The organism is Photobacterium minamisatsumaniensis (assembly GCF_050336695.1).
Taxonomy (GTDB): domain Bacteria; phylum Pseudomonadota; class Gammaproteobacteria; order Enterobacterales; family Vibrionaceae; genus Photobacterium; species Photobacterium minamisatsumaniensis.
Window position 1 is genome coordinate 80,518 of record NZ_JAKJSI010000023.1, and the last position, 18,071, is coordinate 98,588.

At 43.6% G+C, this 18,071-nt stretch carries 16 protein-coding genes and 1 pseudogene; 5 read left to right on the forward strand and 12 right to left on the reverse strand.

The annotated features are described in order from the left end of the window. Positions 1 to 178: 178 nt before the first annotated feature. On the forward strand, positions 179 to 1,150 hold the full coding sequence (locus L4D78_RS12995) for a CHAD domain-containing protein (RefSeq protein ID WP_428467316.1): 972 nt from the start codon (positions 179 to 181) through the stop codon (positions 1,148 to 1,150). 27 nt (positions 1,151 to 1,177) lie between these two features. Here the strand turns inward: L4D78_RS12995 and dmsD are convergent, their stop codons facing one another. Further along, complete coding sequence (dmsD, locus tag L4D78_RS13000; protein ID WP_428467317.1) at positions 1,178 to 1,762, reverse strand: Tat proofreading chaperone DmsD; 585 nt, start codon at positions 1,760 to 1,762, stop codon at positions 1,178 to 1,180. A gap of 343 nt (positions 1,763 to 2,105) precedes the next feature. On the opposite strand from dmsD, the gene L4D78_RS13005 reads away from it, so the two are divergent. Genes L4D78_RS13005 through L4D78_RS13015 form a run of 3 tightly spaced genes read left to right on the forward strand, consistent with a single transcriptional unit; the run spans position 2,106 to position 6,016 of the window. After that, complete coding sequence (locus tag L4D78_RS13005; RefSeq protein ID WP_428467318.1) at positions 2,106 to 4,541, forward strand: DmsA/YnfE/YnfF family dimethyl sulfoxide reductase; 2,436 nt, start codon at positions 2,106 to 2,108, stop codon at positions 4,539 to 4,541. A gap of 10 nt (positions 4,542 to 4,551) precedes the next feature. Beyond that, positions 4,552 to 5,169 carry a DMSO/selenate family reductase complex B subunit gene (locus tag L4D78_RS13010; RefSeq protein WP_428467319.1) on the forward strand — a complete coding sequence of 206 codons (618 nt, stop codon included), beginning with the start codon at positions 4,552 to 4,554 and terminating at the stop codon, positions 5,167 to 5,169. A 1-nt stretch (position 5,170) separates the two neighbouring features. Further along, a complete protein-coding gene (locus L4D78_RS13015) occupies positions 5,171 to 6,016 on the forward strand; it encodes a DmsC/YnfH family molybdoenzyme membrane anchor subunit (RefSeq protein ID WP_428467320.1) in 846 nt (281 codons plus the stop codon). 115 nt (positions 6,017 to 6,131) lie between these two features. Here L4D78_RS13015 and L4D78_RS13020 read toward each other — a convergent pair whose 3' ends face one another. Then, positions 6,132 to 6,614 (reverse strand): glutathione peroxidase, encoded by a 483-nt coding sequence (locus L4D78_RS13020; protein ID WP_428467321.1) that lies wholly within the window; start codon positions 6,612 to 6,614, stop codon positions 6,132 to 6,134. A gap of 165 nt (positions 6,615 to 6,779) precedes the next feature. Between L4D78_RS13020 and L4D78_RS13025 the strand changes: the two genes are divergently transcribed. Next, positions 6,780 to 7,331 carry a hypothetical protein gene (locus tag L4D78_RS13025; protein ID WP_428467322.1) on the forward strand — a complete coding sequence of 184 codons (552 nt, stop codon included), beginning with the start codon at positions 6,780 to 6,782 and terminating at the stop codon, positions 7,329 to 7,331. A 324-nt stretch (positions 7,332 to 7,655) separates the two neighbouring features. Here the strand turns inward: L4D78_RS13025 and L4D78_RS13030 are convergent, their stop codons facing one another. The 10 genes and pseudogenes from L4D78_RS13030 to L4D78_RS13075 form a co-directional block, all read right to left on the reverse strand. Then, positions 7,656 to 8,675: an adenosine deaminase gene (locus L4D78_RS13030; RefSeq protein ID WP_428467323.1), complete on the reverse strand. Its 1,020-nt coding sequence runs from the start codon at positions 8,673 to 8,675 to the stop codon at positions 7,656 to 7,658. Positions 8,676 to 8,765: 90 nt separating this feature from the next. Continuing rightward, positions 8,766 to 9,026: a hypothetical protein gene (locus tag L4D78_RS13035; protein WP_428467324.1), complete on the reverse strand. Its 261-nt coding sequence runs from the start codon at positions 9,024 to 9,026 to the stop codon at positions 8,766 to 8,768. Between the two features lie 263 nt (positions 9,027 to 9,289). After that, the gene (gene befA / locus L4D78_RS13040; RefSeq protein WP_428467325.1) at positions 9,290 to 10,060 is read right to left on the reverse strand and encodes a beta cell expansion factor BefA; all 771 of its coding nucleotides are present in this window, start codon (positions 10,058 to 10,060) and stop codon (positions 9,290 to 9,292) included. Between the two features lie 696 nt (positions 10,061 to 10,756). Beyond that, positions 10,757 to 11,332 carry a hypothetical protein gene (locus tag L4D78_RS13045; RefSeq protein WP_428467326.1) on the reverse strand — a complete coding sequence of 192 codons (576 nt, stop codon included), beginning with the start codon at positions 11,330 to 11,332 and terminating at the stop codon, positions 10,757 to 10,759. Positions 11,333 to 11,379: 47 nt separating this feature from the next. Continuing rightward, positions 11,380 to 12,105 (reverse strand): hypothetical protein, encoded by a 726-nt coding sequence (locus L4D78_RS13050; protein WP_428467327.1) that lies wholly within the window; start codon positions 12,103 to 12,105, stop codon positions 11,380 to 11,382. Continuing rightward, entirely contained in the window at positions 12,089 to 13,021 is a 933-nt protein-coding gene (locus L4D78_RS13055; protein ID WP_428467328.1) for a hypothetical protein, read from the reverse strand. Before L4D78_RS13055 ends, L4D78_RS13050 begins: the two co-directional genes overlap by 17 nt. A 421-nt stretch (positions 13,022 to 13,442) precedes the next feature. Further along, a pseudogene (locus L4D78_RS13060) lies at positions 13,443 to 13,949 on the reverse strand (acetyl-CoA carboxylase carboxyltransferase subunit beta); the annotation flags it as partial. A gap of 73 nt (positions 13,950 to 14,022) precedes the next feature. Continuing rightward, entirely contained in the window at positions 14,023 to 15,192 is a 1,170-nt protein-coding gene (locus tag L4D78_RS13065) for an MFS transporter (protein ID WP_428467329.1), read from the reverse strand. Further along, entirely contained in the window at positions 15,189 to 17,135 is a 1,947-nt protein-coding gene (locus L4D78_RS13070; protein ID WP_428467330.1) for a Gfo/Idh/MocA family protein, read from the reverse strand. Before L4D78_RS13070 ends, L4D78_RS13065 begins: the two co-directional genes overlap by 4 nt. Further along, on the reverse strand, positions 17,132 to 18,064 hold the full coding sequence (locus tag L4D78_RS13075; RefSeq protein ID WP_428467331.1) for a glycosyltransferase: 933 nt from the start codon (positions 18,062 to 18,064) through the stop codon (positions 17,132 to 17,134). Before L4D78_RS13075 ends, L4D78_RS13070 begins: the two co-directional genes overlap by 4 nt. Positions 18,065 to 18,071 lie beyond the last annotated feature (7 nt).

An 18,071-nucleotide genomic window follows, 5' to 3' on the forward strand; every position in this document is an offset into this window, starting at 1 on the left:
AAAGATGAGAAGTCATCAATTCAAACAGTGTTAATGAAATGTAAAGTCAGTGCGTAAAGTCATATTGCCAATATCCCGCTTAGCTGGCAGCTGTAGTTTTTCATCATTATTCTCATCCTTTTACTCACCATGAATTCAATTAAGCGCTAAGGTTATACAGAGCTGCTTGAGGTGGATAATGACAGTTACAAAACGTGATCAATTAAAATTACCCAAACGTAAAAAAGCAGTCGTTTCGTTAACGCATAACACTGAGTATTCCCTCCCGACTTACCATTTCCTAAGCGCTGAGTTTCAACATGCACGACAACACGAAAAAGGGATCATCCGCGATGACCATATTGAGTTTTTACATCAATACCGTGTGTCTTTACGCCGCTGTCGGGCTTTAATCAGCTTATTAAAGCCCTTATTTACCAAGCAGCAGAAAAGTGACCTTAAAGATGTTCTTAAGATCTTGATGCAAAATACCAATCAACTACGGGATCTGGATGTTTTTCTTTTGAAAATGGATGATTACTTCTACGATCTTGAGCACTGTTATCACCAAGGATTAACGCTTTTTTTTGATGAGTTACAAGATCAACGAGGTATTGCGTTTAAAGCGCTTAAAAAGTGGTTAAAGGAAGATCAGTACCAACAACAATGCCAACATATCAGTGAACAATTAGAAGAATTAAAAACACCGAAACAACGCTCAGCCATAAGTAATGACTTTAAACAGGGGCGGTCAATATTATGGCATCACTTCACACAGGTAGAGCATTGTTGCTTGCATATCACACAGCAAAGCCCCGACACAGATCTCCATCATCTACGAATTAACTGTAAAAAACTTCGGTATTTACTCGAGTTTTTTAGTCCTTTATTACCGAAGAAATCGGTGAAAGAACAAATCAATCAACTGAAGCAGTTACAAGATAAGCTCGGCGAATTTAATGATTCTTCAGTGCAATTAGCATTCTTTGCTGACTACCTTACGAAGAAGAAAGTCAGCAGCAAACGTTATCAGGCAATCAGCGAGTTATTGAATATAACTCAAACTAATCACCTTACTGTACGTAACCAAGCCATTGAGCAACTCACCACTTTTATGTTACCCGTTAATCTCGATTCTTATCGTTCATTGAAGGTAGAACCCGATCTATAGAAGTACGTGCATACCGTTATCAAGGCATTAGAAGTAAATTTTTAAATCTTTTGCCGTTATTTCAAGCTCTTCTTGCAACATACCCAGCCATGCTTGTGCAATTTCAGCAAGCAATGAATAGCACTTGGTCTGTGCATGTTTTTGCACCAACTCTAAATAATGCGTTGCCCAAGGTAGTATATGTTCAGCCAAAAGTACTTTTACCAATTCAACATCTTGCTTTTCTTCAATAATATTCGCTATCGCCATTAACATCAGACCAAATTGATCTTCTGGTTCACGCATTCCCGTATCAAGTGACATGTTGATGCTTGCTAAAAAGTGACGATAACGAATGGTTGAATCACCAAAAACAATCTGCTCACGATCCAGATATACAGATCCCCATGGCGGAGCAGGCATGACTTCACAGCCTTCAAATAATTGTTGGAAGTCCAGCGCAACAGCCTCTTGCTCTGTTGTTGCTATTAGCTCAACCAACTCGCCAAACGGTGATTCATTAATATCATCACTTTCTTTTAATGCAGCCAGCAGCTGTGCATTGTTCTCATGCGATAACGGAAAATAAAAGAAACTACCTAAAATCCGCGCAATTGTTGCAATGTTGTTCATGCTACCTCTCAATAATATCGACAGCGATATACCTTTATTGATAAACACATTATCTGATCACTAAAGCGAGTAACTTGCTCTAAAACAAACTTCAATGCTATTAAACACCTACAGTAAATTAATGATTCTCATTACCTGCAGATGCCCTGTTTGAAAATGAGATACTCCTCACGTATTAAGTATGCAACTATTCGATGTGCTCGCATATATACCATTTATTGACAGAAAACAAAGTTAACCAGTAGCACGGCATGAGAAAAATAGACAAAAGTCACCTACCTCTAAATAAGTAGGCGACCTATCTAAATACATGTGTCATTAATAACACAGAGAATGTCGTGCTATGAAAACCAAATTAAAACAGCTATTAGCACCAAAGTTTACTCGTCGGGAATTTGTTAAGACAAGTTCAGCGATAGGTGGACTTGCCGCTGTCGCTGGAACTATATCCCTACCCTTTAAATCAAGCCCTGCTGCTGCTTCAACGCAAACAAATACCGACGATAAAGTGGTATGGAGCTCTTGCACCGTTAACTGCGGTAGCCGTTGCCCATTGCGAATGCATGTCGCGGATGGTGAAATTAAATGGGTCGAAACCGATAACACCGGTGACGATACTTATGGTGATCACCAAGTACGTGCCTGCTTACGTGGGCGTTCTATGCGCCGCCGCGTCTACAATCCGGATCGCCTGAAATACCCAATGAAACGTGTGGGTAAGCGTGGTGAAGGCAAATTTAAGCGCATTAGCTGGGATGAAGCTTTTGACGATATCACCAACAACCTCACTCGTATCCGCAAAGAGTACGGCAGTGAAGCGGTATACCTGAACTACGGTACAGGTACGCTAGGCGGTACGGTGACTAAGTCATGGCCTCCGGGTTCAAGTTTACTTGCTCGCCTAATGAACCTTAGCGGTGGTTATCTAAACCACTACGGTACGTATTCAACAGCACAAATCGCAGCAAGCTTGCCTTACACCTATGGTAGCGGCGCGAATAATTCATTCTCAGATCTTGAGAATACTAAACTGATTGTCCAGTTTGGTAACAACCCAGCAGAAACCCGTATGTCTGGTGGTGGTCAAATTCACCACTTAACAGAAGCAAAACAGCGTTCAAACGCAAAAATGATCGTGATTGATCCGCGCTATACCGATACCGCTGGTGGCCGTGAAGATCAATGGATCCCAATTCGTCCAGGTACTGATGCCGCGCTTGTTGCTGGTATGGCGCATGTGATGATCACTGAAGATTTGGTTGATCAGCCATTTCTTGATAAATACTGTGTGGGCTATGACGAGAAGACCTTGCCAGCCTCTGCGCCAGCAAATTCTGACTACAAATCCTACATTCTAGGACGTGACGCTGATAGCCTAGAAAAGACCCCTGCTTGGGCTGCTGATATTACAGGGATTCCCGCTGATATCATCATCAAACTAGCGCGAGAGATCGGTTCAGCTAAGCCATGTGCTATTTTCCAAGGTTGGGGACCTCAGCGTCATGCCAACGGTGAACTCTCTGCCCGTGCGATTTCGATGCTATCAATTCTAACAGGTAATGTCGGTATTCCGGGTGGCGGTACAGGAGCGCGTGAAGGTAACGCATCTATTCCATTTGTTCGCTTCCCTATTCCTGAGAATCCCGTTAAAACAGCCATCTCTTTCTTCTTATGGACCGATGCTATCTTCCGTGGCCCAGAGATGACGGCTAAAGCTGACGGTGTTCGCGGTAAAGACAAATTAGATGTACCAATTAAATTTATCTGGAACTACGCAGGTAACAGCTTGGTAAACCAACACTCTGATATCAACCGTACTCATGAAATCCTGCAAGATGACAAAGCCTGTGAAATGATTGTGGTCATTGATAACCACATGACGTCTTCTGCAAAGTACGCTGATATCATCCTGCCAGATCTTACGACCTCTGAGCAGTCCGATTTCTGTATGGATGGCGCAGCGGCAAACATGCCATATTTCATTTTCGCCAGCAAAGCTATTGAGCCAGTATTCGAAGCGCGTAGCATCTATGACATTTGTACAGAGGTTGCTAAACGTCTTGGTATAGAAAAAGAGTTTACTGAAGGCCGAGATCAAGAAGGTTGGCTACGTCACCTATATGCAGAAACCCGTAAGATTGATCCTGCTTTACCAAGCTTTGACGCGATGCGTGAGCAAGGCATTTACAAGCGCAAGATGGAACATTTTGTTGCGCACGCCGATTTCCGTAAAGACCCAGACAGCAACCCGCTTAATACACCGTCAGGTAAAGTTGAGATCTACTCTGAGCGTTTAGCAAATATTGCTGCCGAGTGGGAGCTTCCATCAGACGATGTAATTCACCCATTACCCGTTTATACCTCAACACATGATGGTTGGGACGATCCGAAACGCAGTAAATACCCGCTGCAATTAACGGGCTTCCACTATAAATCTCGTACTCACTCCACTTACGGAAACATCACCCAGATAATGGAAGCTGCACCTCAACAAGTGTGGATCAGCCCTATGGATGCCGAAGCGCGTGGGATCAAGAACGATGACCCTATCCGCATCTTCAACGAACGTGGTGAAACACACCTAACAGCAAAAGTTACCCCTCGGATGATGCCTGGCGTCATGGCTGTCGGTGAAGGTGCTTGGTATGCACCAGACAAAAACGGGGTGGATCACGGTGGTAGCATGAACGTACTGACTACCCTACGCCCGAGCCCATTGGCAAAAGGTAATCCACAACATACCAATTTAGTCGACGTGCAGCTGGTGAAGAAGTCATAAGGTTTAGATCATGAAACAACTCGGATTTTATATTGATTCAAGCAAATGCACAGGCTGTAAAACGTGTCAGCTATCGTGCAAAGATAACAAAGATTTGGATATCGGCGTAAACTATCGCCGTGTCTATGAATACACTGGGGGTAACTGGGTGAAAGAAGGCGCGACGTTCCGTCAAGATGTCTTCTCTTATTACCTATCAATCGCATGTAACCACTGTGATGAACCAGCCTGTGCCAAGGTATGTCCATCAGGTGCTATGCACAAACGGAAAGAAGACGGCTTAGTCATCGTAGACGAAGACAAGTGTATCGGCTGCCAGTACTGTTCAATGGCTTGCCCATATGGTGCGCCACAATACAATGCAGAAAAAGGCCACATGACTAAGTGTGACGGCTGTTACGAACGTGTCGGCCAAGGTCTCGAACCAATTTGCGTAGGCTCTTGCCCATTACGTGCACTTGAGTTTGGCCCTATTGATGAGCTGAGAGCAAAATATGGTACCAATGCTGATGTGGCTCCATTACCATCATCGTTGAAAACCAAACCAAACATTGTGATTAAATCAAACCGCCACGCCCGCCCTACTGGTGACCGCAGCGGATTCCTAGCAAATCCGAAGGAGGTATAACATGGCTTGGCATGAATGGCCGTTAATTCTATTCACCGTCTTAGCGCAAACGGCAGTCGGTGCATTTATTCTACTGGCTGCCGTGGTCTTGAGCGGCAAATTATGTTTTGGTGTTAGTGACCGACTGCATAAAGCCATGTTCTTTGTTTGGGTACTTATGGGGCTAGGCTTTGCGGCCTCAACACTTCATTTAGGCAGCCCGCTGCGCGCTTTTAATGCGCTGAATATGGTCGGAAGCTCTTGGTTATCGAATGAGATTTTTACCGGTAGCTTATTCTTTGCTTTAGGTGGTGGTTACTGGCTGCTGGAAGTGCTTGATAAAGGCCCAGAGAAAGTACGTAAACTATTGCTACTTGCCGCGATGGTTGTTGGCGGTGGCTTCATGTTCTCGATGACTAAATTGTACTTGTTAGACACGGTTCCAACTTGGAACACCGTCTATACACCGATTGCATTCATGAGCACCATGGTGATTTCAGGTTTGATTTTCGGTCATCTACTTTTGACCAGTTCACAGCATAAAATGGCAGGCTTAGACCGAGCTCTACCTTTTGTTGGGTCATTAGCCGTTATGCTAAGCCTAATGGCGTTGGTTAGCCAAATGATCGGCCTTAGTGAAATACAGACTTCTGTTACCACAGCAGCAGAACTGATCCCTAATCTGGCACAGCTACAAATCATTCGTGTCGGCCTATTGCTGGCTGCACTCGCGGTATGGTTTATTCCAAATTTAATGAATAGCCGCCCAGGCGTGCCTGTTATGGCACTTAGCTTTGCTCTGATCCTACTATCAGAGCTTATTGGTCGCGGCGTCTTCTATGGCCTACACATGACAGTTGGAATTTAATGCCTATTCATAGGTATTGTTAACATAAGCTTTGCCGAAAATAAGCCAGAAGGGTGAAATGACATTGTCATTTCACCCTTCTTCTATCTAATACTCTAGAACGTGCAGCCTTGTATTAACGTCGTAAAGCGCGTTCAATATCTTTTTCTATTGCAGCTGGCGTTTTAGTTGGCGCATAACGTTTCACAGGTTTGCCATCTCGGCCAATTAGAAACTTAGTAAAATTCCATTTCACCTTTTGCCCAATTAAGCCCGGTAATGATTTTTTTAGATACTGGAAGACTTCATGAGTATCAGGGCCATTAACATCCACCTTCCCGAACATTGGAAAGCTCACACCGTAATTGATCTGACAGGCTTGAGCGATATCGGTATTCTCTCCGGGCTCCTGACCACCAAACTGATTACAAGGAAAGCCTAAAATAATCAGCCCTTGCTCTTCATACTTAGCAAACAGTTCTTGTAACCCTTGATATTGCGGCGTAAAACCGCACTCACTCGCGGTATTCACTACCAGCACCACTTTGCCTTCGTATTCATTCATCGATACTAGATCGCCGTTGATGCGTTTAGCAGATAATTCATAAAAACCAGACATACCTATTCCCTTCATTTGTCGTTATTCGCCAGTGTATGCGAATCAATTAGAAAGAGGGTTCTAATTGATTCATCATTACCCCATTACAATGGCTATGGATTAAGGTTACTTCGATTTATGAATTACGTATACTCTTCCTAACTGCTTTTGATTATCGACTTATTCATGAAAACGCTTGAAGACACGCTGAATCTGATTGGCCTTGACCAACTTCCTCTCAATACCGACGAACGTGATTATGCGACTCAGTTTATTGCGCATCGTTCTGCATTTTTTACCCAAGTATGCGAACAAAAGCCCGATAAGCCCCAGCATGATCTTGCCCTTGGCTTACTAACGCAATCAGTACAGGTAACAACAGAAGAATTCACGGCAACACAAAACAAAATCGCCGATATGAATCAAATATTCAGTCAGCATGTGGGTAAAGAGCATGCAAGTAAATTCAAAACCATGAATCACCTTGAGTTATCCGTTATTGCTCAGATGTGGTTTTTAGCACAAGGATATTGCGGTATTGAAGTGAGCTATACAAACGAACAAGCAATCGAGCTGAGTAATACACTGCTAACTGACACAGATGACCAGCAATTCCATGCTCAGCGTCAAGCCTTCATGCAAGCTTATTACACGGGTATTGAATTCAATCACAAAAATAAGCCCAATTCGGATTTTTTATTAACAATCAAAAATGCATTGAAGCGTCTATTTTCGTAAGTCTTTCTCCTCTTCAGTGTCTTCAAACTGTAACAAATTTGATAACTCAGCGCTTTAAGCCCTTACATAGATAAGGGTTTAATGCCAAGTTTATGAAAAAAGCACATTGACTGAAAAATAATCTTATTGGCAAGCTTTTGAGCACAAAGCGTTTTAACATAAGTACATACAACTTTTACAAAATCGATCGTTGTGTGATTTTTAAACAGTCGATATTATGCATGCACTTCAAATATGTTGTTCCTTAATTATTTTTCTACGCCTATCATGGATTTGATAGGCGTTTTTTTTATCTTAATTTCTTCCTTCCAAGCCAAAAATAAACTAAATCACAGGCTTAAATTGAATCGCTAAGTAATGCTGAAGACGCTCATGCAGTACTGATTTTTCAGTATCACTAATAAAACTCGCCTCTATAGCATGCTCTGTAAACTGTGCAACAGTCTGCTTTGACAAATTGAATGTCGTGGCAATGGCCATAAAATTTGCATTCATATACCCCCCAAAATAAGCCGGGTCGTCTGAATTTATGGTTACACGTACACCCTGCTCAAGCAGTTGGACAATGTTATGTTCTGACATGTCAGCAAAAACTTTGAGTTTCGTATTCGATAAGGGACAAACTGTCAGCGGCATTTTTGATTGAATTAGCTGTCGTACCAACTGTGCATCTTCAGTACATCGCACCCCGTGATCAACCCGTGATACATGCAACAGCTCAATCGCTTTGACAATGTTATTTGCGGGCCCTTCTTCCCCTGCATGCGCCACGGTTAAAAAGCCCACTTCTCGCGCCATCTTAAAAACACGCTGAAACTTCTCGGGTGGGTGCCCTTGTTCAGACGAATCAAGCCCAACAGCAATTATCTTGTCTTTATATGGCAATGCTTGGCGCAGGGTCTCAATCGCCGCGTCTTCACTGAGGTGACGAAGAAAACACATGATCAACTGGCTAGAAATACCAAGCTTCTCTTGGCCATCAATCAGAGCACGATCAATGCCTTTGATCACCGTATCGAAGCTAACACCAGACTGAGTATGGGTTTGAGGGTCAAAGAAAATTTCAGTGTGAATAACATGTTCTTCTTTACAACGAAGAAGGTAGGCATAAGTTAAGTCGTAAAAATCCTGCTCAGTCTTTAAAACTTGTGCGCCTTGATAATAAAGATCAAGAAACGATTGCAAGTCATCAAATTCATAGGCCAGCTTTACCGCTTCCACTGAGTCGTAAGATAATGCGATCCCATTCCTTTTCGCGAGAGTAAACATGAGTTCGGGCTCAAGTGTACCCTCTATATGCACATGCAATTCAACTTTAGGTAATCCGCTCACAAATCCTTTCATCGCTCACCACCTTCTAACAGTTATGTTATGAATGAGTGTAGCTTATTGAACTCATTGAGCGGAAAGGCATAACCTAGAGGCATCGACAGATTAGTGCTTATCCCACTGCCCTTTCATCATCCATGCTCCGAACAGTGAAAGAATAAGCCCTATTGTCGCAACAAGCTGATACTTGTTTTTGATATCAGCAACGGCATAAATGCTTTCCTGCCCAGTAATGGCAAGTAGCCCTCCGATATCGTGAGTAACCTGTGATTGACCAAGAAAACCGCTAATTGCGATACCGCCCCACAACAAAGAAACGCAGCCTAACATCAATGATATATAGCCCCAAGTACGTTTACTATCCATTGCCTAACCCTCATCAAATTAGTCTTGAGGTTTAGTTATAATAAGTAAAATAGTGGGTTTCAAAGCTAATTGATAAAAATATGATCACTTACTGACATCTATATAACTATTCTACCAAGGCATTTGATTTTGCATACTTTATTTGAAGTGAGCCGAGAAATAACATGTAGGAAAAACGGTAGCCTCAAGGTAGACACTTCTAAAAATATCTTAGCGTACAAGCGATAGCCTTGAGGCTATGGAAGCATGTTCCTGTAACAACGTTACTGCGTTAAATCATCATCAATCCAGTACTTGGAACCCGATATATTAGCATCAAGCAATAACCCTTTTTCACCAATTTGGTAAATGGCCATACCGCCATTGTACTTAGCCGTCAGCTCTGCGCTCTCTGTACCTGCAACGGCACCAGCTTCAGAAGTGGCTTCCCAGCCATCTTTAACAAAGCCGTCAAAGGTTTCTTGATCTTCAAACAAAATCACTTGCTGGTAGAACTTGCCACCAAACCCCGCGGCTAAACCTGCGCCAAACATCTTCATGTAAGTATGCTGATCGTTCTGACGGTTAACCGCCACACCAGCACCTTGATTAGTATGCAGCATGAGCGAGAACTTACGGGAGTCAAATACCGCGTAGCCGTATGCACTATCAAACAATAGCTTGGCTGATGGTTGCTCATTAAACAGCCTTACTAACGCAGTATCAGCCATTGTATCGAGTGCAAGCCTTGCTTCCTCTGCCGTTTCGGGCTCTAGCATTTCGTCGAGTTTAGCATCTGCTGCATCTAGCCATTCTTTACTGGTCTCGACAGATGCATCAGTCCATTCACCAGCAGTGTTATAAGCATCTTCTCCCCACTCAGAGACTGAATCCCATGTCTCTTTAGAGAAATCAGACACGCTATCCCACGCTTCTTTCGATCCTTTTCCTACCTCATCGCCAAGCGTCGAAGCAGCATCTTTTATCTCATCCCACCCCGCATGTACCGGAGCGGTAACAAGTGACAATGCAATCACTAGTGTTCTTAACTTCATTTTATATCTCCTCGTACAGCATTATTCTAATTCAGCAATTAGAATATCAAGTGTACAAAAATATAATTCATTCCGTTTATTGTTAACCATAAGAATACTATATATGTTTTAACTTCGTTAAGATCGTAGTCTCGCCAGCATAACTACAAGATAATCTTGGGGATATCATGTCATTGCTACCCCGCCAATTTCGGGGATCTACATTGTTGACTATTTTATCAACCGCCGTAAAGGCTACGACGAAGCCAATAAGGCATAGTCCACAAAAGTAACCCTACCGATATTTCATCGTCAAAACTCCCTTAGTCGTCTAAGAGCATTTTTTGATTTATGGAATCGTAAATCGTTTTTGGACATAAATGATTTAGCGACTTACTGAAATAGACGAAAAATTCGCTTGAATATGTGAGACTACGAAAAACATATTTAACGCCAGAGTAGTTTGTTAACTGCTCATTCCTAATTGCGACTCTCTCCTGGAGACCGACGCGACGAGGGGTGATACGATTTGAATCAAGTTTTGAATACATCGATTTAATTAACTCCATTACTTCCAGTCCTCGCAAACTTTCGAGCCATTGGCAGAATCAGTTCGAGTACAAGCCAAACATCGTAAGATAGCCCACCATACCATTCACCGCCATGGTCGTTGTTGCACACAAAGACACGGTTGTGTCGAGAGGACAGCCCCGTAGCTTAGTTGCGATCTGAAAAGGAAGAATAAGCACTGCCAGCCCCCCCCTGCACCACAAAAATTTGCATCAGTGGGTCAAACAAGGAGAGAGAAATAGTTTGAGTTTGAGCCGCAGACACAATTGCGCCCCAAATAGTTTGCGGCATAATCAATTTGAATGCCAGCAAGGCACCGATAAGTAAAGTCGCGACAGCAAACCAAGGAGAGCGGATTGCCGCAGGAAAGAGACGAAACCACGTCGAGACCAATAACAAATTCACGAGCACAACGACAGATAGTTGAGCAACCATCGCCAGCGCCTCTAGAACATAACTATCTAACTGCAAATGAATACCGGCAGTCGCATGCAAACCAACACCAACGCCAGAACCAATAGTCAGCATCTTGATTAAATTGGATTTCAACCAGTCAGAAGACAGGATGTAGTAGCCAAGGTAAAGCGGGGTTCCGAGGCTAAGTTGAGTTAAGAAAAAGTCTGCGCTTCGACTTGCGCGCAAGACAAGCACCAAATAACCAAAAGAGACCAGCAATAATGTGGCGTAAAGAATTTCCCATCGGCATTCTTTTACTTTAAACATTGCTGGTCTCCTCAAATTAAATGACCGACTTATCAGTCAGATACGACTTACATCGCGTCAAGCTCGTCAATCGCCTCATCAACTTTTGATGTTATGGCGCTCACATCCTCAGTAGGCACTAGGAAACCGCTAAGAGCTTCAACCCACTGACTAAAGTCAGCCAGATAGCTTTGCGCGACTGTAAAGTCTCCATTGGCAATATGGATATATATAATATCGATACGATACAACAACATACCTTCAATTGAGTCATAGATATCTGCAATTTTAACGATCGCTCGCAACTCTGCCAACAAAGAGTAAATATCAACAGGACTTTCTTCTACCACTAACGCACATTCAGACTCAACTTGGTAGTCAGCGCCGGAAACGTAAAGGTTATAGCACTTCGCCTCTAACGCTCGAGCAACATTGAAGCTCACGGTTGCAAGTTGTCCATCAAATTCACCCAGAACCCCAGGGATGCGCAGGTCCGACTCATCGCCAAATTCAACCGATTCGCTGCCCGTCCAACTTACATTGAGCAGTTTCACGTTGACACTCTGATCTTTGTTATTGGCTTTTACCACATTAGGGGTAACTGATGAGATCACTGGCGTCAAAGCTGCAGTAAGCGCTTCATCTAATGCCTCAGCGAAACGCGTACTGTCACCACGTTTGATCTCCGGTACATAATAGAAACTGCCATTCACGTCTTTGGTAAACGCTTCGTATACTTCATAGTCATTGAGCCCCACATAAGGGTTATCAATGACCTCAACGATGAGGGCCATAGTTTAGCAGCGCCTCTATTTTCTCTTTAGACGCATCTCGGTTGCTACTTTCAACAATCGCTACGCCGTATTCCGGCAAACTGACTGATGTCCCATACATTTCAACATCAGGATAGGTCTCGCAGTTTTTGTATGGATTTCTCGCGCGGTATGAATCAAGAACCACTTGATCTTTGTCCACTCTCAACCTTGGACCCTGCGGGGCCGAACCGTCACCAGTGGCTCCCCAAGGTGCTGAGAAAGCCAAAACACCCGCGCCAGCAGTAGAGGACAAATTAACGACATTAGAAATACTGACCGATTCTTTCTCACCGCGGTGATAGTCCGTAAACACACCAAACTTAGTTTCACCTCTGTGTGCATAACTGCCGTGACCGCCGTTAGAGACATAGATCAGTGGTGACCCTCCCACCTTGTTCACATTAGCCCAACTGTGTTTATTGGCTTCATAGTGCGTGGAATAAACCGCATCAACAGGCTGGAAGTCTTTGTCAAAGAAGTAAGCGACAGACTCCCAGTCGGAGATGTGGTTAAAGAACCAGATGTTGTTTATATAGTAGAGCCAGTACTGCCTTGCATTTGGGGTTTGATGCCAAAAGGGGTTGTAGAAATCCTGAAAATGAACAGTTGGCTTCAGATCGGCTTTTACAAAATACGGCGGATAAAAATCGTGAATACCGACCGTTGAAGAAGTAAATCTTTCTTTATCTAGTGCTGCATTAGCCTTCTCGGCGGAAAGCTCGTAACCCGAAGTAAACAGGTATTCATTTAAGGTACCCCCGCTCTCAAGGATCAAAGACGCATCCATTGGCACATAATCATGATAGGGATAGCCGTCCGGGTTGTCGGAGAAATCGATGGACCCGCTGGGAAGCAGAGAGCGAGACTCGGAGAGTTTCAATGTGGGATGAGGCATATCAATCGATGCCACCGAGACAGTGGGCAGCAACAACGATGTTATCGCGAGATATCGAACTTTCTTTTTATTGTTACAATTTATTGCATATATCAACACTGCGATATCTGGTTCAGAAAAGCTTCACAACGACGTTTACCTGAATCCTTCTTTTTAGTTCTGCCTAATCTCGGTGCAGTGCAAACTCAGCTGTATAAGCTTCTTACTAAGTTGAAAATGGACAGAAGCTCGTTAGAGTAAACCGCCAAGATTCCCGCCCTCAGATAACTTCTCGTATCCCAAAACGTCAAACACCATCGTTGTCGGTTTGCAAGGTTCGGGACAAAAGTGATCATCGTAACCTTGTATAGCTCGAAATATTTCATGCAGATTTGGCAAAAAATTCAGTTCGATAGGACAACCTCACAACAACACCTGTAAACTACGCCTCTAGTGAATTAGTTGCATTAGTCAATTTAGCCATTAGCCCTCCTACTCGTTTACGCATGTCGCGTCTATCCACAATCATGTCGATAGCGCCATGCTCTAAAAGGAATTCACTTCGCTGAAAACCTTCGGGCAATTTCTCACGAACGGTTTGCTCTATGACGCGACGCCCTGCAAACCCGATAATTGCCTTTGGTTCACCGATGTTAATATCTCCCTGCATGGCTAGGCTCGCCGATACACCACCCAATGTTAGGTCTGTTAATACAGATATATAAGGCAGTCCTTCACTGGATAAACTATTTAACGCAGCGCTGGTTTTTGACATTTGCATTAACGACATTAGGGATTCTTGCATACGAGCACCACCACTGGCAGAAAAGCAAACTAACCCACAATTTGCATCAATAGCGGCTTCAACTGCCCGAACGAAGCGAGCTCCGACAACTGAACCCATTGAGCCAGCCATGAACGAGAATTCGAATGCACAGGCAACAAAGGGTTTTGCGCACATTTCATCGAAAAGTTCATTTCGCCAGAAGCGAGGTCATATCGCTCTGGAGTCAGCTTCTTAGCTATTTGCTGTACGCCATGACTTTTTTATTCGGTGAAAGTTTCTGCCAAAGAATCAGCGAAAAACAAACTGATCCTATGCATAGTGCCGCGTTAAAGAACATAGCAGCTTCATACCCCATAGTGGATGCAACTTGCCCGCCTAGCAACGCACCACAAGCCATTCCGCCAGCGATGCTGTTCGAATAAACGGTAGAAGCAAAGCCAATCCTAGTTGGAAGTATCTGCTGCATGATCTGCAGAGCAGAAGTTGAACTGAATGCAATTGAGACTGCGTTGAATAGCTGGATTGCAATTAGGTATTCAATAGAATCGAAGGCAGTGCTGAACAAAGTGAAATATATCAAGCCGGTTACTGACGCTATTATCATTTGAGCTGAATGGCTTATGTATTTTGTCAGTTTTGCGGTAAGGAGAATTATCGGGATCTCAATACCCGCCGTAACTCCAAAAAGCATACCAGGTACCCAACTCTCGAACCCTAATGTCTCTGTTATGTAGACCGGCATCAGCATGATGTAATTGTTGACTGCCATATACAGTAAAGCCAAGCTTGGTATAGCCACATATAGTGAATTGTTTGAACTAGTCTCATATTCTTTTTGGGGTTCTTTTTTCTTGGAGCTTTTATATGAGGGCAAGGTGAAGCTTGATATGAGGACTAAGCCGTACATCCCAGATGTGAGGAAGCACGCGGTTTCATATCCATAGATGGCTCCGACCAAGAAAGCGAGAGGTGGAGCGAATACCCAAGACAGAGAAATACAAGCCCTCATAGCGGCAAGGAGGAACGTGCTATCACCTTCATACTTCTCTTTGGCCATAGCAAAAACCTGCGGGGCGCCAATCGTAGCTAAGCAAACAAAAGTCAGGCCTACAGCCATCAGCGCGATGATGTTGTCTAGGCTACCCATGAGGCTGAACCCGATCATTCCACAAACCGCTGACGCTTGGATAATCGAACGCCGGTTAAGTCCTTTATCGGACAGCGCACCTACTATTTGGCTAGTGATTAGCGCAACACCCGTAGAACAAGCCAAGTAGATTCCCACGATATCAGGGCTTAAACCTTTACCCGCGATAAAAAAAGTGCTTTGCAATGGGTTGAAGAAAGCAGCCCCTAGTCCCAGGAATAAGGCTGGGGAGAGGTACATAACAAACTTAATATTCATAGTTCAGGCCTCGCTTGTAATATACTTTCGCGCACAGCGAGCAGTGTCGATAGAAAAGTGCTCAAGATATCCTGATCCCAAACTCTGTTCACTTTGCAGTGGCCCATGTTCGCCCAGTTGATATGGTTGATTACAGATGTAATGCCTGATTCGAAAGTGAAGTCCAATGCTGACCCTGAACTCAAGTCTATACTTACTTTGTCGAAGTCTACAAAGTTTGCCTGCAGGCGAAATGGGGTAGTCTGCGGCGAATCGTCCATGGTGATTGTGATTATGTCGACAGAGCCTTTTTGCCAATGGAGTTCAATTGTGAGTGAAGATTCTGCGCACTCTACAAGCGTGACGGCCTGCACTGCTTGATGCTCCCTGATGTAGAACATTCTTAGCAGAAGCTGTTGAAGAGCTATAATTTTGCCTTCGCAAGTGATGTTGTTCCAGTTGGTTGTATTTACAGTAACGTTAGCTGACAAGCTTTTCAGCTTACCATTGGGGTACTTTTCCCTTAGCTGACTCTTAGTCGCTGAATCATACATAAAGCCATCCCCAAGATATAATCTGTTTGTACAGTGCTCCCATAAGCTAGGGGAAGATAACAATTCAATCATGTTGAGTGGCAGGTATGCCGTTTGTGTTGGATCACTTAGCCACAAAAGTAGAGATTGATCATTGTCTTCAATACGGGAAGTGATTAGCTTGTTGTTTACCAAGTTTGCTTCTGACAGTATTGTGCTTGGTATGCTAGCTAGTTGGTGCTTTACCAGCGGCTGATTACTTTCGGGTACCACCGACCAATGATGTTTGGCTCTACTTAGCCAGGTAGCTCGTATCTGTGTGATTGCCTTCCAAAGTTCAATGTGTCGAAAAGCTGTTGTCGGGGTACATGTTTTCCCTTCACTAATGAGTTGCGTCAGTTCAGTGATGTGTATAATCTGCGCAGTGGAACTAATAACATCTTGAAAATTAGTTATATTATTCAGGATATGAGTTAGTCCCCGACCTTGGTCCATGTTTAAGCCATAGTCGTGAATAAATGAGTTATTTCTGTCAAATGTGATCTCATACTCTTTAGATCCTCTCCCGTATGCGTCTCTCTCTAGTTGCATCACCTGAATAGGGGAAAGATAGTCCCAGCAGTCAACAATTTTTATAGTGCCTTTGTCACCATGGATAACTACAGAGCGATCAGGTTTGTTTGTTACTATCCCGCACTCCAAGCGCGCATATACACCATGGTCAAATGTTAGTACCGCATTTGTGTAGTCAGGCGTGGTGCAGTGAACAGTTTCATCATCGTTTATTTTTTTCTCCGGAACTACAATGTGCGCGCTGCTGGCAACCTCTCTGATTGGACCAAAAAGAGTTGTGGCTATTGATAGTGAATATGAACAGTGCTCCGCAGTACACCCTACCTCGAACTCATTGTGATAGTTCCATGGCACGTTCAACGGATTGAACCACAGATCCGGTCGATTACTATCGACTCGAAAATCATGCATGTTCAGCTCAGCAAAGCGAACTTTCCCGATTGCATCTTCAGCCAGTAGTTCAGCCACTTTTGCTACCGATTCGGCCATGTGGCTACATGGTGCACCAGAAAGGATTACACCGAGTCGTTCGGAGGTTTCCTTCAAAATTTCTGCTTCTTCTAATGTCCCTGCGAGTGGTTTTTCACAATACACATTTTTGCCAGCATTGATGATTTCCATGTTGGTCCAGAAGTGTTCGCCAGGAACTGTCAGATTGACAACCAAATCTATCTGATTGTCATTCAGTAGTTCAGCGAAACTTCGGTATGCATACTTGTTAAAGTGTTCCGCGGTTTTTTTGCACCTCTCAGGATTTGTGTCGAAGTACCCTATTACGTTTATCTCGGAAGAATGGTTTACTAAAGCCATGCTGTAGTAGTAGGCAATATACCCACAACCTAATATCGCTATGTTCATGCGCATTCTCCTAAGTCTTGTTTTTTTAGCTGCCTAATTTTGCTACTCATAGCAAACCCATTGACATCGATATGGTCAGACTGAACATCGAGTGCTTTTCGATACCAATCGAGTTCGGTGTTAGCATGTTCTTCAACTACAGAGGCGATACACTTTCGGATTCGTTGCTTTTTGGCTTGTTCGTTTTTAACCTCGTGTTTATGCGGCAGGTGGATAGAACAGCACTCCCGATTTAATGACCACTGCACTCCTTGTTGGTGCAGTCTCACTCCAAGCTCGAAGTCCTCTCCGCCCCATTCGTTGAATCTGGTATTGAAGCCACCGGCTTGCTGAAAGGTACGTTTGGTCATGGATACGTGACAAGTCCAGAAAATGTCGTAAGGCACCTCCCATTCCTGAATCCTGTCCCCGTATCGTAGGTAGCGGCCTTCTCGGACATCCATGATTAAGTTGAACTTTAGGGCTCTGATTGTGTTAGCAACATTATATGGAGATATGACGAAGTCTGATAAGTCAGCACTGGACTTTATCCCCCAAGCTTGATCTAAATAATCTGACATATAGCCATATACATAGCCGATAATTACTCGATTTTGGTGTGTATTATGGATTTGAATGTGATGTTCAAGTGCCTGTTGATGTGGGAGAACACCTGAGTCCAGAAAGAGTATGAGGGGGCTACATGATTGCTCTACTCCCTTGTTTCGGGCTTCACCTGCTCGAAAACCTCTATCCTCTTGCCACAAGTACTGTACATTCAGTTTATGGGAGAACATAGCCACAATGGCTTGGTTGTCGCACGTGGAACCATCATCGCAGATGATAACTTCGAACTCACTTTTAGATATAGTTTGGTTGGATAATGCTTCCAATGTGCCTTGGAGCAAAGCAGGGCAACTATATGTAGGTATAACTACACTTAACTTCATTGATACA